This is a genomic window from Streptomyces sp. WG7, from assembly GCF_049975785.1.
In the GTDB taxonomy this organism is placed as follows: Bacteria; Actinomycetota; Actinomycetes; order Streptomycetales; family Streptomycetaceae; genus Streptomyces.
Window position 1 is genome coordinate 13,515 of the sequence record NZ_JBNGGE010000037.1, and the last position, 13,861, is coordinate 27,375.

13 protein-coding genes are annotated in these 13,861 nt (G+C 73.8%); 10 read left to right on the forward strand and 3 right to left on the reverse strand.

Features of this window, described 5'->3' with window-relative positions; translation table 11 throughout:
- The first annotated feature begins 13 nt into the window (after window positions 1-13).
- The 10 genes from ACP4J0_RS28610 (at window position 14) to ACP4J0_RS28655 (ending at window position 11,881) form a co-directional block, all read left to right on the forward strand.
- Complete coding sequence (locus tag ACP4J0_RS28610) at window positions 14-2,512, forward strand: SpoIIE family protein phosphatase (RefSeq protein ID WP_426601611.1); 2,499 nt, start codon at window positions 14-16, stop codon at window positions 2,510-2,512.
- 106 nt (window positions 2,513-2,618) lie between these two features.
- On the forward strand, window positions 2,619-3,011 hold the full coding sequence (locus tag ACP4J0_RS28615; protein WP_426601612.1) for an STAS domain-containing protein: 393 nt from the start codon (window positions 2,619-2,621) through the stop codon (window positions 3,009-3,011).
- Between the two features lie 157 nt (window positions 3,012-3,168).
- Window positions 3,169-4,065 (forward strand): STAS domain-containing protein, encoded by an 897-nt coding sequence (locus ACP4J0_RS28620; protein WP_426601613.1) that lies wholly within the window; start codon window positions 3,169-3,171, stop codon window positions 4,063-4,065.
- Window positions 4,062-4,493: an STAS domain-containing protein gene (locus tag ACP4J0_RS28625; RefSeq protein WP_426601614.1), complete on the forward strand. Its 432-nt coding sequence runs from the start codon at window positions 4,062-4,064 to the stop codon at window positions 4,491-4,493. Before ACP4J0_RS28620 ends, ACP4J0_RS28625 begins: the two co-directional genes overlap by 4 nt.
- On the forward strand, window positions 4,493-4,933 hold the full coding sequence (locus ACP4J0_RS28630) for an anti-sigma regulatory factor (protein ID WP_426601615.1): 441 nt from the start codon (window positions 4,493-4,495) through the stop codon (window positions 4,931-4,933). Before ACP4J0_RS28625 ends, ACP4J0_RS28630 begins: the two co-directional genes overlap by 1 nt.
- Window positions 4,933-5,997, forward strand: coding sequence for a SpoIIE family protein phosphatase (locus ACP4J0_RS28635; RefSeq protein WP_426601616.1), 1,065 nt, complete (start codon window positions 4,933-4,935; stop codon window positions 5,995-5,997). Before ACP4J0_RS28630 ends, ACP4J0_RS28635 begins: the two co-directional genes overlap by 1 nt.
- Window positions 5,994-6,194: a hypothetical protein gene (locus ACP4J0_RS28640; protein ID WP_426601617.1), complete on the forward strand. Its 201-nt coding sequence runs from the start codon at window positions 5,994-5,996 to the stop codon at window positions 6,192-6,194. The genes ACP4J0_RS28635 and ACP4J0_RS28640 overlap by 4 nt, the downstream gene beginning before the upstream one ends.
- Window positions 6,191-7,924: a PP2C family protein-serine/threonine phosphatase gene (locus ACP4J0_RS28645; protein WP_426601618.1), complete on the forward strand. Its 1,734-nt coding sequence runs from the start codon at window positions 6,191-6,193 to the stop codon at window positions 7,922-7,924. The genes ACP4J0_RS28640 and ACP4J0_RS28645 overlap by 4 nt, the downstream gene beginning before the upstream one ends.
- Window positions 7,925-8,146: 222 nt before the next feature.
- Window positions 8,147-9,523, forward strand: a complete 1,377-nt coding sequence (locus ACP4J0_RS28650) for an NAD(P)/FAD-dependent oxidoreductase (RefSeq protein ID WP_426601619.1) — start codon at window positions 8,147-8,149, stop codon at window positions 9,521-9,523.
- A gap of 111 nt (window positions 9,524-9,634) precedes the next feature.
- Window positions 9,635-11,881 (forward strand): FUSC family protein, encoded by a 2,247-nt coding sequence (locus tag ACP4J0_RS28655; protein ID WP_426601620.1) that lies wholly within the window; start codon window positions 9,635-9,637, stop codon window positions 11,879-11,881.
- 66 nt (window positions 11,882-11,947) lie between these two features.
- Here ACP4J0_RS28655 and ACP4J0_RS28660 read toward each other — a convergent pair whose 3' ends face one another.
- The 3 genes from ACP4J0_RS28660 to ACP4J0_RS28670 form a co-directional block, all read right to left on the reverse strand.
- Complete coding sequence (locus ACP4J0_RS28660) at window positions 11,948-12,382, reverse strand: hypothetical protein (protein WP_426557757.1); 435 nt, start codon at window positions 12,380-12,382, stop codon at window positions 11,948-11,950.
- A gap of 28 nt (window positions 12,383-12,410) precedes the next feature.
- Entirely contained in the window at window positions 12,411-13,256 is an 846-nt protein-coding gene (locus ACP4J0_RS28665) for a DUF1206 domain-containing protein (protein ID WP_426601621.1), read from the reverse strand.
- 338 nt (window positions 13,257-13,594) lie between these two features.
- Window positions 13,595-13,840, reverse strand: a complete 246-nt coding sequence (locus ACP4J0_RS28670; protein ID WP_426601622.1) for a DUF5133 domain-containing protein — start codon at window positions 13,838-13,840, stop codon at window positions 13,595-13,597.
- Window positions 13,841-13,861 lie beyond the last annotated feature (21 nt).

Consider the following 13,861-nt stretch of genomic DNA (forward strand, 5'->3'; position numbering starts at 1 on the left):
GAGTGTCCCCGTCGTGAGCGAATCCGAGCAGCCGCCCGAGCCGGCCGGCGGCGCCCCGCGGGACGCGTCCGCCGCGCCGCCCCCGGTGTCCGGGCCACCGCGGTCCTGCGCGGTCGACGGGCCGGGCGCCGGTCTGCGCGGGATGACCCCGCTGTCGCCGGTGGGCAGACTGGCGGCCACGGTGGACCGGCTCAGCCGCGAGGTGCGGGCCGCCCAGGCGGAGGCCGAGGGCCGGGCGCTGATCGAGCTCGCCAAGGGCGTCCTGGTCGCACGGCTCGGGTGCGGTCCGGCGCAGGCCGCCCGGCAGCTCGCCGAGCTGGCCGAGCAGTCCCAGGTCACGCCCCTGGAGTTCGCGGTCGACGTCATCAACCAGGCCGCCCGGGACCGGATGTCGGAGGTGACGGACGCGTTCCTCGCGGCCACCGCCGCCGTGCGGAGCGCGGACGCCGAGGACGGCACGGACACCGGGGAGGCCGGGGCCGGCTCGGCCGCCGTGCGCCTGCGGGCGGCCGAGAGCGGTGCGCTGGCGGCCGGCGACACCCAGGCCGTCGCCGACGCCCTGCTGGAACAGGCGCTGCGTCCGCTGGGCGCGGCCGCCGTGGCCATCTGGGCGGCCGGGTACGACGGATCGCTCACGCTGGCCGGCAGCGCGGGGTTCTCCGAAGCCGAGGCCACCCGCTGGCGCTACGTGCCGCCGGACGTGACGACGGTGGCCCGGTGCGGGCTGACCGAGCGCACGGGCCAGTGGTTCACCTCCCTGGCCGAAACCGGGCTGCCCAGCGTGGGCCGGCACCAGTACCCGGACGGCGGCAGGGTCGCCGTGCCCGCCGGCACCGGGGGCCGTATCCACGGCGTGCTGGAGATCGTCTGGCCGGCGCCGCTGGCCCCGCAGCCGCCGCAGGTGGTGCGCCAGGTGGAGGCCCTGGCGGAGCTGTGCGCGCACACCCTGGAGTCGTACACGCCACCGCACGGCGCCGGACAGGAGCCGCGGGTCATGCCGGACGCGGTGGAGCTGATGGACCTGGCCGACGGCCTGTACGACCCCGCCCTGGTCCTGGTGCCGCACCTGGACGCCGACGGGCACCTGGCGGACTTCCGCATCCAGCACGTGAACAAGAGCTTCCTGGACCCCGCCGGACGGCCGCGGGCCGTCGTGGGCGGCGCGCTGCTGCTGGAGGCGTACCCGATGGCCGCCGGGGACAGCGAGCTGTTCCAGAACGTGGAGCGGGTGTACGCCACCGGCGAGCCCTTCCGGGCCCGGCACATCAACCTCACCGCGCTGGTGGACCAGGTGCCGCTCTCGGCTGTCGCGGACATCAGCATCAGCCGGCACGGCAACGCCGTCCTGCTGATCTGGCGCATCGAGGACGAGACGGCCCGGCTGGCCAGCCTCCTCCAGCACGCCCAGCGCCTCGGCCGCATCGGCGGCTTCGAGGAGAACCTGCTGACCGGCGAGATCACCTGGAACGGACAGCTGTTCGACCTGTACGGGCGTCCGCGGACGATGACGCCGGTGCCGCTCGAGGAGCTGACCGCCCACGCCCACCCGGACGACGCGGTCACCATCGGCCGGTTCCTGCGCACGCTGCTGCACCACCGGCGGCCGGCGTCGGCGGCGTTCCGGCTGCAGCGGCCCGACGGGGTGACCCGGCACGTCCGGGTGGTGGCCGAACCGGTCCTGGACGCCGACGACCGCCTGCTCGTCGTGCGGGGGGCCTACCAGGACATCTCGGCGCAGCACTGGACCGAGGTGGCGCTCGCGGCGACGCGCGACCAGCTGGCGCACACCGAGCAGCAGGCCATCGAACGCAACCGGCTGACCCTGCAGTTGCAGCACGCCATCATGCCGCCCGCCCAGACCCCGCTCAGGGTTCCGGACCTCCAGGTGGCCGTCCGGTACCGGCCCGCGGAGACCGAACAGCTCGTGGGAGGCGACTGGTACGACGCCGTGATGCTGCCGAACCGGCGGGTGCTGCTGTGCGTGGGGGACGTGGCCGGGCACGGCATAGAGGCGGCGACCAGCATGGTGGTCCTGCGCAACGCGCTGCGCGGACTGGCGGTGACCGGTGCCGGGCCGGGCCAGCTGCTGTCGTGGCTCAACATCGTGGCGCACCACCTGACGGGCGGGGTCACGGCCACGGCGGTGTGCGGCCTGTACGACCCGGCCCGGCGCACGCTGCGCTGGGCCAGGGCGGGCCATCTGCCGCCGGTGCTGGTCCGGGGCTCCCGGGCCGAGCCGCTGCCGCTGCTCAAGGGCATGCTGCTGGGCGCGGTGGCCGAGGCGGCGTACGAGGAGGACGAAGTGCAGCTGGCCGGCGAGGACACGCTGCTGATGTACACCGACGGGCTGATCGAACGCCGCGACCGCTCGGTGGAGGAGGCGCTGGCCCAGCTGCTGAGGACCGTCCGTCCGACACCCCACACCCTCGACCAGCACCTGGACCGGCTGCTCACCTACAGCAGGTCGGACACGGACGACGACACGTGCCTCGTGGGTATCCGCGTCGGGTGACGGACGGTGCCCGGGCCGGACAGGTGTGGTGACCGGATTCGGGGGTAACCGCCGGGCGCGGTGGTACACGACACGCCATCGCCCGGCCGCATTGTTGGAGGTATCCGTGCCCATAGCCCAGAACCCGCTGTCCGTCGAGGTGACGCTGCCCCGGGAGGAGGTCGCGCTGCTCAGGGTGGAGGGGTACCTGGACGTCGACACCGCGACCGAGTTCCAGCACCATCTGGCCAACCAACTCCACCACGGCCGACGGCACTTCCTGCTGGACCTGTCGGAGGTCCCGTTCATGGACTCGTCGGGCATGAACATCATCCTGCGGGTCTATCAGGAGGCCCGGGAGCTGCCGGGCAGCGTGCACATCATCTCGCCCGCCCCCGCGGTCCGGCGCGTCCTGGACCTGACGGGGGTGAGCATCACCGTGCCGGTCTCCGAGAGCGTCGACGAGGCGCTCTCCCGCGTCGACGCACAGCCCGCGGGCCCGCAGGTCCCGGACGCCTGAGATCTCCTCCTCCCCGGCGCTCATCCGGAGCGTTCACGCGGGAGCAGGTGTCGTACGAGGTCGGCGGATGGTTACAGTGGTCGCCCGGCAGACTCACGTCGCCGTCACGTCGCCTCCTGGGTGGTGTGCGGCGCAATGCGGATGAGGAGTGGAACAGGTGCCGGAACAGGCGGAGGGAACAGCGGGATCGCCGACGGACGAGGTCAGGGACTTTCTGCGGCGCCGCCGTGAGCAGATCGCCCAACGATGGGCGGACGAGCCCTTGTTCCGGGCCGTGTTCACCGTCTCGCGCGACGAGGCGGTCGAGGCGGGCAAGGCCGTGGTGGACGCGCTGGCCCAAGTCGCGGACGCGGCACGGGTGGAGGACCCGGACGCCGCCGGATTCACGACGGTGCGCGAGCAGTTGGCACGGATGGGCGCGGCCCGCTCCCGGGCCGGACTGAGCACCGCCCAGGTGTCGAGCGAGCTGGCCGCCCTGCGCCCGCCGGTCGAGAACCTGCTCGTGGCCGACCTGCCGGACGCCTCCGCCGAGCACGCCCGGGACTGTGTCACCACGCTGAGTGTGCTGATGGGCACGCTGCGGGTCGTGGTCATGCAGACGGCGCTCAGCGAGGGACAGGCGCTCATCGACCGCCAGCGGCTGCAGTTGCTGGAGGTGGCCACTCCCGTCATCAAGCTGTGGGACGGCATCGTGGCCGTTCCGCTCATCGGAACGCTCGACAGCGCCCGCAGCCAGGTCGTCATGGAGACCCTGCTGGAGTCCATCGTCGAACAGCAGGCGCGGTACGCGATCCTGGACATCACCGGGGTCCCGACCGTCGACTCGCTGGTGGCCCAGCACCTGATGAAGACGGTCGCGGCGGCCCGGCTGATGGGGGCCGAGTGCATCGTCTCCGGCATCCGGCCCGCGATCGCGCAGACCATGGTCCACCTCGGCCTGGACCTGGGTACCGTGGTCACCCGGGCGAGCCTCGCCGACGCGCTGGGGTACGTGCTGCACCAGCTCGGGGTCGGCATCGTGAACCCCGTCACGAACGGTCCGGTCACGCGGTGAGCCAGGCATTCCCGGGGCCCCACCCGGGTCCCGTGACGGGTCATGTTCCGGTCCTCCGGCTCGGCGAGGTGCTGCTGGTCACCCTCCAGGGCGACCTGCACGACAGCACGGCGCAGCAGCTTCAGCAGGACCTCGCCGAGACCATCTCCCACAGCGGGGCCACCGGTGTGATCATCGACGTCTCCGGGGTGGAGATCGTCGACTCCTTCCTCGGCCGGGTACTGGCCGAGATCGCCGGGCAGACCGAGCTGCTGGCCGCGCGCACCGTGATCGTCGGCATGCGGCCGGCGGTCGCCATCACCCTGGTGGAGCTGGGCCTGACGCTGCCGAGGGTGCACACCGCGCTCAGTACCGAGGTGGCCCTCGAGCTGTTGACGCGGCACGCCCCGTCCTCCCACTTCGGCGGCCTGCGCCAGGAGAGTCCGTGATGCGCACTGCCGCGGGCGCCCAGGCCCGCCTGCCGATCCGTTCGGACATGGATCTGGTGTGGGTACGTCAGCACGTGCGGCAGGCGGCCGCTCAGCTCGGCTTCGGTCTGGTGGACCAGACGAAGCTGGTCACGGCGGCCAGCGAACTGGCCCGCAACACGCTCGTGTACGGCGGCGGCGGAACGATGGAGACGGAGCCTCTCAGCGAGGGGGGCGCGCAGGGACTGCGGCTGACCTTCAGCGACGAGGGACCGGGCATCGCGGACCTGGAGCAGGCGCTCAGTGACGGCTTCACCTCGGGGGGCGGACTGGGCATGGGGCTGGGCGGCGCGCGGCGCCTGGTGCACGAGTTCGCGATCGAGAGCGACCCGGGGGCCGGCACCACCGTGCGGGTGACCTCCTGGGTGGGCCGGGCGCCCCGCCCGCGTGAGGAGTCCTGATGCCGCGCGTGTGGGATGTCCCGGTGCACGACTCGACCCGGGTGCGCGACGCCCGGGTGGCCGCGGAGCACGCGGCGGCCCTGGCCGGGCTAGACGATCAGCACACCGCCACCGCGGCGCTGGTGGCGACCGAGCTGGCCACCAACCTGCTCAAGCACGCCGGGGGCGGCGAGGTCCTCATCGACGTCGTCGCTCCCGCCGTTCTCACGGCCGACCGGGCCGAGACCCGGCAGGTGCAGGTCGTCACGGTCGACCACGGTCCCGGGATCGCCGACGTGTCCGCCGCCCTGCGCGACGGTTTCAGCACGACGCGCTCCCTCGGCGCCGGTCTCGGCACCTGCGCGCGCCTCGCCGACGACTTCGACCTGCACAGCGTCCCGGGCCGGGGCACGGTGGTGGTCGCCCGGGTCGGCGCCGTACCCGGCGGCCGTGCCGCGGAACCGGGACCGGCGGCCGGGGTACGGGCCGGCGCGGTGAACGTCCCCTTCGGCGGGGCCGACTACTCGGGTGACGCCTGGGCCTGGGTCAGGGCCGGGGACCGGGTCACGCTGATGCTGGCCGACGGGCTGGGCCACGGGCCGGAGGCGGCCCGCGCGTCGACCGCCGCCGTGGAGGCCCTGCGCGGTTCGGCCCACCTCACCCCCGCGGAGGCGCTGCGGCGGCTCGACACGGCGTTGACCGGGACCCGCGGCGCGGCCGTCGCGGTGGCGCAGGTCGACACGCGTGCCGCGGTGCTGAGGTTCGCGGGCGTCGGCAACATCGGGGCACGGCTGTGCGAGGGCGGCACCTGGCGACACCTGCTGTCCCGGCCCGGCATCGTCGGCACCCACCGGCCCACGACCCTGCGCGAGGAGGAGACGGCCTGGACGGACGACCGGGTGCTGGTCCTGCACAGCGACGGTCTGCCGAGCCGCTGGACGCCGGCCCCCGACACCTGCCGCACGGCGGCCGACCCGGCGGTGACGGCCGCCGTGACGGTCCGCGACGCCAGCAGTTCGGCCCGCCCGGTACGGGACGACACCGCCGTGGCCGTACTGGCCCCGTCCCCGCCGGACGGCCCATGACCCGCACCTGGGAGACCACCGGCATCACCGACGCGGCACGGGCACGCGTCACGACCGCACGCCCGGCCGCCACCCGCGGCGCGCCACCCCTCGAAGACACCCTGCCGGCAGCCCCGCACACCAGTCGCCCCACCCGCCCCACCCGGGACGGCACCACCTCCGCCGGCCCGGTCCCGACCCCGCTGGACCGCCCATGACCCGCACCTGGGAGATCACCGACATCACCGACGCGGCACGGGCACGCATCACCACCGCACGCCTGGCCACGGCCTACGGTGTGCCGCCTCTGGAGCGGGCGCGGCTGGTGGCCTCGCTCGGCGCGCAGCTGCGGCTGTGCCTGGCCAAGGGCGGTACCTGGCGGCTCACTCTTGAGGCGGGGACGGTCTCCCGCGCCACGCCGGAGGCCGGGGACGGGGTGCTGCACGCCGTGCTGACGCCGTCGCGCGATGCCGCTGCCGCCGGCCAGCCGCCGTGGCGGATCACGGTGCCCTGCCCCGAGGCGGTGCCGGACACGGAGGCCGACGTCTCGGCGGACGACCCGGCCGCCTCGGCGGAGGCCCTGCTGGGGGCCGACGAGGACACGGCGCTGGTACTGGACAGGCTCGCCGAGCAGGAGGCCCTGGTCGACTTCCACCGGGAGGAGCTGCACCAGACGAACCAGGGGGTCGTGGCGCTGCACGCCGAGCTGGACGCCGCCGGGCGGGCCCAGCGGGAGGCGTTCGCCGCAGAGCGCAAGGCGCGTACGGAGGCGGAGAACGCCCGTCGCAGACTGACGTTCCTCGCGGACGCGAGCGCGGTGCTGACGGCGTCGCTCGACCACCACGAGATCGTGCGCCGCCTGCCCGAGCTGCTGGTGCCCGAGTACGCCGCGAGCGTCGACGTCTGGCTGTTCGACCAGGACGGCGACCGGCCGGGCCCCGCGCACGCGGCCGCCGCCGTGGTCGCCGCCCGCACCGGCCGGCCCCAGTACGCCGCTCCGCACCCCGGCTGCCTGCCCGGTGTCGACGACCAGCCGCCCTCGGCGCTGGCCCCGGACCGGGCCCTGCTGTGCATCCCACTGCCAACGCGGCAGGCGCCCCTGGGCGTGGTGACCCTGTCCCCGCCCGGGGAGCGCTGGGATGCCGACGACGCCGTGATGCTGATCGAGCTGACCCGGCGGGCCAGCACCGCCATCGATCACGCCCAGCGCTACCAGCACAACCGCGACATCGCCGAGACCCTCCAGCGGGCCCTGCTGACGGAACTGCCCGCCCCGCCGGGACTCGCCCTGGCCGCGCGTTACCTGCCCGCCACCCACGGGCTGAACATCGGCGGCGACTGGTACGACGCCTTCCGCCAGCCCGACGGCGGTGTCATCGCCGTGGTCGGCGACGTGACCGGGCACGGACTGCGCGCGGCCGTGATGATGAGCCAGCTGCGCACCGCGCTGCGCGCCTACGCCGTCGACGGTGGCAGCCCCGGCCGGCTCCTGACCCGGCTGCACACCTTCCTGCACCACCTCCAGCCCGACCTCTTCGCCACCGCCGTCATCGCCCGCTTCCACCCCGACGACCCCACGCTGACGTGGGCCGCCGCCGGCCATCCGCCGCCGGTGCTGCGTACCCCGGACGGGCGGGTCCAGACCCTGGACGCCAAACCGGGTGCGATGCTCGGTATCCCGCTGAAGCAGGAGATCGCCGACCACACGGTGCCGCTGGCGCCGGGTTCGACGCTCGCCCTGTACACGGACGGCCTGGTGGAGCGCCGCGCCCGGGGCATAGACCCGGGCATCGCGCGGCTGACGGAGGCGCTCGGGTCGTTCGGCCCGGCGGAGCTGGAGGCGGACCTGGAAGGCTCGGCGGACGGGATCCTGCGCCCCCTGCTCAGCGACTCCGAGCGGGACGACGACGTGTGCCTGCTGCTCTGCCACCTCCGCGGCTCCGGCTGACCCGGCGGCACCGCTCCCCACGGGAAAGTTCCGGGCCGTTCACTCCCACCCGGTGCGCTCCGGGCCCCGGCGGGGCATGGTGGTGATCAGGACGTGTCGCCCGCCCGCCCGGCCCGGCTGGCCGAACCGGCGCGGACGCGGTGGGATCGACGAGGTGCGAAGCAGCGATCCAGGGGCAGGCGAATGGCGTTCGCGGCAGACCGCCTGGAGCCGCAGAAAGGGATGAACACCGTGACACGACCCAGGATCCTGGTGGTCGGCGCAGGTTTCGCCGGCGTGGAGTGCGTCCGTCGTCTGGAGCGGAGGCTCTCCCCGAACGAGGCGGACGTCACCCTGGTGACGCCGTTCTCCTATCAGCTCTACCTGCCGCTGCTGCCCCAGGTCGCCTCCGGGGTGCTCACGCCCCAGTCGATCGCGCTCTCCCTGCGCCGCAGCAGCAAGTACCGGACCCGGATCATCCCGGGCGGCGCCATCGGCGTGGACCTCCAGGCGAAGGTCTGCGTGGTGCGCACCATCACCGACCAGATCGTCAACGAGCCGTACGACTACATCGTGCTGGCCCCCGGCAGCGTCACCCGCACCTTCGACATCCCGGGGCTCACCGACAACGCGTTCGGCATGAAGACGCTGGCGGAGGCCGCGTACATCCGTGACCACGTCATCTCGCAGCTGGACCTCGCCGACGCCAGTCAGGACCCGGCGGAGCGCGCCTCCCGGCTGCAGTTCGTGGTGGTCGGCGGCGGTTACGCGGGCACCGAGACCGCGGCCTGTCTGCAGCGGCTGACGCACGCGGCCGTCAAGCGCTACAACCGGCTCGACCCGAGTCTGATCAAGTGGCATCTGATCGACATCGCCCCGAAGCTGATGCCCGAGCTGGGCGAGAAGCTCGGACGCGACGCGCAGGAGGTGCTGACGCGGCGCGGCATCGAGATCTCCCTGGGCGTGTCCATCGACAAGGCCGGACCCGAGGAGGTCACCTTCACGGACGGCCGGGTGGTGCCCACCCGCACGCTGATCTGGACCGCCGGGGTGGTGGCGAGCCCGCTCATGGCCACGCTCGGCGCGGAGACGGTCAAGGGGCGGCTCGCGGTCACCGCCGAGATGTGCCTGCCGAACCACGACGGGGTGTTCGCACTCGGCGACTGTGCCGCCGTGCCGGACCTCGCCAAGGGCCAGGAGGGCGCCGTCTGCCCGCCCACCGCCCAGCACGCCATGCGGCAGGGCCGGCACGTCGCCGAGAACCTCATCGCCACCCTGCGCAACCAGCCGATGCGGCCGTACGTCCACAAGGACCTGGGGCTCGTCGTCGACCTCGGCGGCAAGGACGCGGTCTCCAAGCCGCTGGGCGTCGAGCTGAAGGGCCTGCCCGCCCAGGCCGTGGCCCGCGGCTACCACTGGTCGGCGCTGCGCACGGGTGTGGCCAAGGCCCGGGTGGCGGCCAACTGGACGCTCAACGCGGTCGCCGGCGACGATTTCGTACGCACCGGTTTCCAGGCCCGCAAGCCCGCCAAGCTGAAGGACTTCGAGTACACCGACGCCTATCTGACGCCGGAGCAGGTGCGGGAGCGGGTCAAGGAGGCGGGCCGGGCGGAGCTGTGACCCCGCGGCCCCGGCCGGTTCGCGGCATGACATGCTGAGAAGTGGATCTCGGCGCGAACCGGCCGGGGACCGGTCGTGAACCAGGCGTGAATCGGGAGAGTGTACGGCGGCGTGAAGGCAGCGGGGCGCTCGGCGCGGACACGGCTGCGGGACCGCGTCGCCGCGTCCGACCCCGGGCTGCTGCGGTTGACGGCGGGGCTGCGGACGGTGGGCGCCATCGCGCTGGCGCTGGCGGTGCTCGCCGTGTTCGGTGCGGACGTCACCCATCTGGTGGCGGGCGCCATGACGGCGATGGTCGCCACGTTCGCCATCCGGGAGAAGGAGCTGGGCGCGCAGGCCGTCACCCTGGCACTGGGGCTGCCCGTCGCCCTGGCGTCGGTGTCGGTCAGCTCGCTGCTCACCTCGCGAGTCGTCATCGGTGACGCCTTCTTCGTCGTCCTGATCTTCTGTGCCGTCTTCGTCCGCCGGTTCGGCGACCGGGGCACCGCGCTCGGGCTGATCGGCTTCCAGGTCTACTTCGTCTCCCTGTTCGTCGGCGCGCAGGTGTCGGTGCTGCCGGAGCTGCTGGGAGCCATCGCGGTGGCGTTCGTGTGCAGCGCGGTGGTCCGCTTCGCGGTGGTACCGGAGACACCGGCGGGCGTGCTCCAGCGGCTGCGGCAGGCCTTCCGCGCCCGGCTGGCCCAGCTGATCGCCACGCAGACCGAACTGCTGGACGCCGGCCCGGACGGCATCGAGAAGACGCTCGAGCACCTGCGCGACGGCACCGCACGCCTGCACGAGACGGCTCTGATGATCCAGTCCCGGCTGGAGGAGGGCACTCCGGACGAGTCCACGGCCCGCCTGGTGCAGCGGCGCATCGCGGACGCCGAGATCGCCGCCGAGCGGCTGGGCCTGCTGCTGCTGACCGCGCGCAGCGCCGAGCGGGCGGACACGCTGACCCTGCACCTGCCCGGCGCGCCCGCCCCCTCGGTGGGCAGTTCACCGGCGCCCGGCGAGGCGACGGAGCTCCTGCGCCGCGATCTCGGGGCGCTGCGCACGCTGGTGCTGCGGCCGCCCTCCGAGGCGCGCGGGACCGCGCTCTCGCATCTGCGCAACCGGCTCCTCGGCTACCGCGACGAGGAGAACCTGCCCGAGGCGACACCGGCGGTGCAGGACGTGTTCCGCGGCCTGGGTGAGACGGCGCGCGCGGTGATGGGCCTCAGGATCGCCCTGGACGGGCCGCAGGACGAGTCGGACGACACGCCCGCGACGACCCGTTCCCGGGAGGAACTGGACGCCGAGGACGCCGCCATCGACGCCGGTGAGGAGACCTCTGAGAAGGAGGAGCCGACCGGGCTTCGCCGGCCCACGACGCGCGCCGCGGTGCAGGTGGCGGTCGGGTCGTCGCTGGCCATCCTGGGCGGGGAGTTCCTGTCCGCCGAGCGCTGGTACTGGGCGGTGCTCGCGTGCTGGATCGTCTTCCTGAACACGGCCTCCACCGGCGAGATCCTCGTCAAGGGCTACCGCCGCGTGCTCGGCACGATGCTCGGCGTGGTGGCCGGCATCGTGCTGGCGGGCGTGGTGGGCGGCCACACCTGGATTGCGTTCGGACTGGTGCTGCTGTTCATCTTCGCGATGTTCTACACGGCACCGCTGTCGTACACGCTGATGTCGTTCTTCGTCACCGCGATGCTGGGGCTGCTGTACACCCTGCTGCACACCTACAGCCTGTCCGTGCTGCTGCTGCGCCTGGAGGAGACGGCACTCGGCGCGGCCTGCGGGATCGTCGCGGCGGCGCTGGTGCTGCCGATACGGACCGACCGCCGTACGAACGAACTGCTCGGCACGGTGCTGGAACGGCTCACCGACGTCACCGAGGGCGCCGTCGACCAGCTCAGTGGCGGGGCGGCGGCCGATCTGCTGGACACGGCGCGGGAACTGGACCAGGCGCTGGGGGATCTGCGGGCCGCCACCCAGCCGCTGACCCATCCGATCACGCCGCTGCGGGCCCGGCGCGACACCGCCCAGTACGTGGTGGCGCTGCTGGAGACCTGCGCCTACCACGCGCGGTCCCTCGCCGCGACGGCCGAGCTGCTGCCCACCCACCCCTCGATCGCGGCCGACCCGCGGCTGCGCGGGGCGGTGCGGCGTACGGTGCGCAACATCGAGGCGATCGCCGCGCACGTCGCCGACGAGGACGCTCGGACCGAGGTCGAGACCGGACCGAGCATCGCCTCGCTGCTGGAACCGGACGCCGCCGGGGTGCCGCGCTACGGCCGTATCACCAGCCGGGTACTGCGACACCTGGAGCGCCTGGACGAGGCGGTGGTGGGCCTCGCCCGGCCGCTGGCGGTGCCGGTCAGGACGCCGGCGCGGTGACGGTCGGCGGCGGTTGAAGGGCTGCGGCGTGACGGTCGGCGGCGTGGCGGTCCGGGCCGGTGACGGTCAGAAGTCGCTGGGCAGACCGCTCGCCTCGGCGATGCCGCGCAGTTCCTCGTTCTGCCGGTGGCGTTCCTTGAGGTAGTCGGCTATCTCGCCGAGGCGTTCGGGATCGGAGGCGGTGACCGCGTCGGTGACGACCCGGACCGGGCCGGTCTCGTCGGTCCTGATCTCGACGACCTCGTTGTCCAGCCGGCCCGTGACCGCGGTGGCTATGACCAGGGCGGCCTCGTCCCTGATCTCCTGGGGCAGCGCCTCGGCGTTGTCCCCGTCCAGGGAGAAGTCGATGGTGGGCATCTGGTGCTCGTCGATCGCCTGGAGGACGGGTTCCACCACGCTGAGCAGCAGCTGGTAGTCGTCGGTCTCCATGCGGATGCGCAGGAGGTCGAGGTAGACGTCCACGGGACGTCCGTCCGGCGGAGGAATCTCGTGTTCGTTCATTCGACCCGGGTTCCCCGTGCGGCGCGGCTCAGACGCGGCGCCAGCGTGCGAGGGCGAAGGAGAAGACACCGAAGAGCACCAGACCCGCGGCGACGCAGACCAGGAGCCAGGGGCCGAGCGGGGTGTCGGCGAAGGAGCGGAGGGTGTCGTCGAGCCCCTTCGCCCTGTCGGGTTCGTAGTCGACGGCGGCCCGCACGGCGAAGGCGCCCGCCGCGGCGAAGACGACGCCGCGGGCCGTCCCGCCGCCGACGCCGGTGACGTCGACCAGCCGCCGGGCCCGGGGGCTCAGGGCACCGAGCTTCAGTTTCTTGTGATAGCCGCGGCGCAGTGCCTGCACGCCGATCACCACTCCGGCGACGACGATCGCGATGCCGGCCACGCCCACCAGCCACCGCCCGCCGGGCATCTCCATCACTCTGGCCGTGACGTCCCGGGACTGCCGGTCGCTGGAGCCGCTGCCCCCGGTACCGGCCGCGAAGGCCAGTACGGAGTAGGCGACGAACGCGTAGAACACACAGCGGGCGGCGGCCGGCAGGCGCTTCCTGGCCGTGCGGCCGTCCTTCCCCGTGACGCCGAACAGCGCCTCGGAGAGCCGCCACAGCGCCATGCCGACGAGCCCGAGGCCCAGCGCCCACAGCAGGACGGCGCCGAACGGCTTGTCCGACAGCTCGGCCAGGGCGCCGCCCCGGTCCGCCTGCCGCTCTCCGGTGCCGAAGGCGATCTGCAGGGCCAGGATGCCGACCAGCAGGTAGATCACACCGCGAGCGGTGAGCCCGGCCCGTGCCGCTGTCTCGGCGGTCGACCCGTTCGCCGCCCGCCGGGCCCGGTTGCGGCCGGCGCGTGCCATGCCCTGTGCGTTGCCCTGTGCGTTCATGTGGACCTCCCCTCCCGGACTCCGGATGCCCCGGCATCGTCGGCACACACCAGGCGGCGAAGGTCCCGCCCCGGGGGACGGGCAGCGGGTTCCGTGGTCCCCCGGCGTCCGCGGTGGGGCCCGTCCGCGCCCGGCGCGCGGGCGCCCGGGTCCCCGGGCCCGCCGGGCTGGACGCCGGGACCCGGCGCGGTCGCCACCGCGCCGGGCTGCCGTGCGCGTCCCGGCGCCGGACCGCGGCGGCGCGTACCGGTCCTCATGACGACGACGCGCGACTGCCCGTACGCCGTCTCGCGGCATACGGGCAGTCACGCCACCACACGCTCCCTGTCCGCCGTGGGTCAGTCCGCCACGCCTGCGGACTCGGCGACGGGCGGCGGGGCCGGGACCGTACCGGCCGCGAGCCAGCGGCGGGCGGCCTCCAGGGCCCCTGCCACATCACGTGTGCCGGTCGACACGCACAGCGTGTACGCCAGGTCCCGCGTCCGGGGGCCCGGTCCGCCCGTCTCGTCGGCGGGCTCGCGCACCGCTGCCGCCTCGTACGCGTCGACGAGTCCGCGCAGCACCACGGGGTGAGGCATCAGCATTCGTCTCGTTCCCTCCCTGTT

Coding starts and splice junctions, on each gene's coding strand:
- ACP4J0_RS28630 (WP_426601615.1), top strand. CDS start 4,493: ATGCGCACTGCCGCGGGCGCCCAGGCCCGCCTGCCGATCCGTTCGGAC.
- ACP4J0_RS28635 (WP_426601616.1), top strand. CDS start 4,933: ATGCCGCGCGTGTGGGATGTCCCGGTGCACGACTCGACCCGGGTGCGC.
- ACP4J0_RS28640 (WP_426601617.1), top strand. CDS start 5,994: ATGACCCGCACCTGGGAGACCACCGGCATCACCGACGCGGCACGGGCA.
- ACP4J0_RS28645 (WP_426601618.1), top strand. CDS start 6,191: ATGACCCGCACCTGGGAGATCACCGACATCACCGACGCGGCACGGGCA.
- ACP4J0_RS28650 (WP_426601619.1), top strand. CDS start 8,147: ATGAACACCGTGACACGACCCAGGATCCTGGTGGTCGGCGCAGGTTTC.
- ACP4J0_RS28660 (WP_426557757.1), bottom strand. CDS start 12,382: ATGAACGAACACGAGATTCCTCCGCCGGACGGACGTCCCGTGGACGTC.
- ACP4J0_RS28665 (WP_426601621.1), bottom strand. CDS start 13,256: ATGAACGCACAGGGCAACGCACAGGGCATGGCACGCGCCGGCCGCAAC.
- ACP4J0_RS28670 (WP_426601622.1), bottom strand. CDS start 13,840: ATGCTGATGCCTCACCCCGTGGTGCTGCGCGGACTCGTCGACGCGTAC.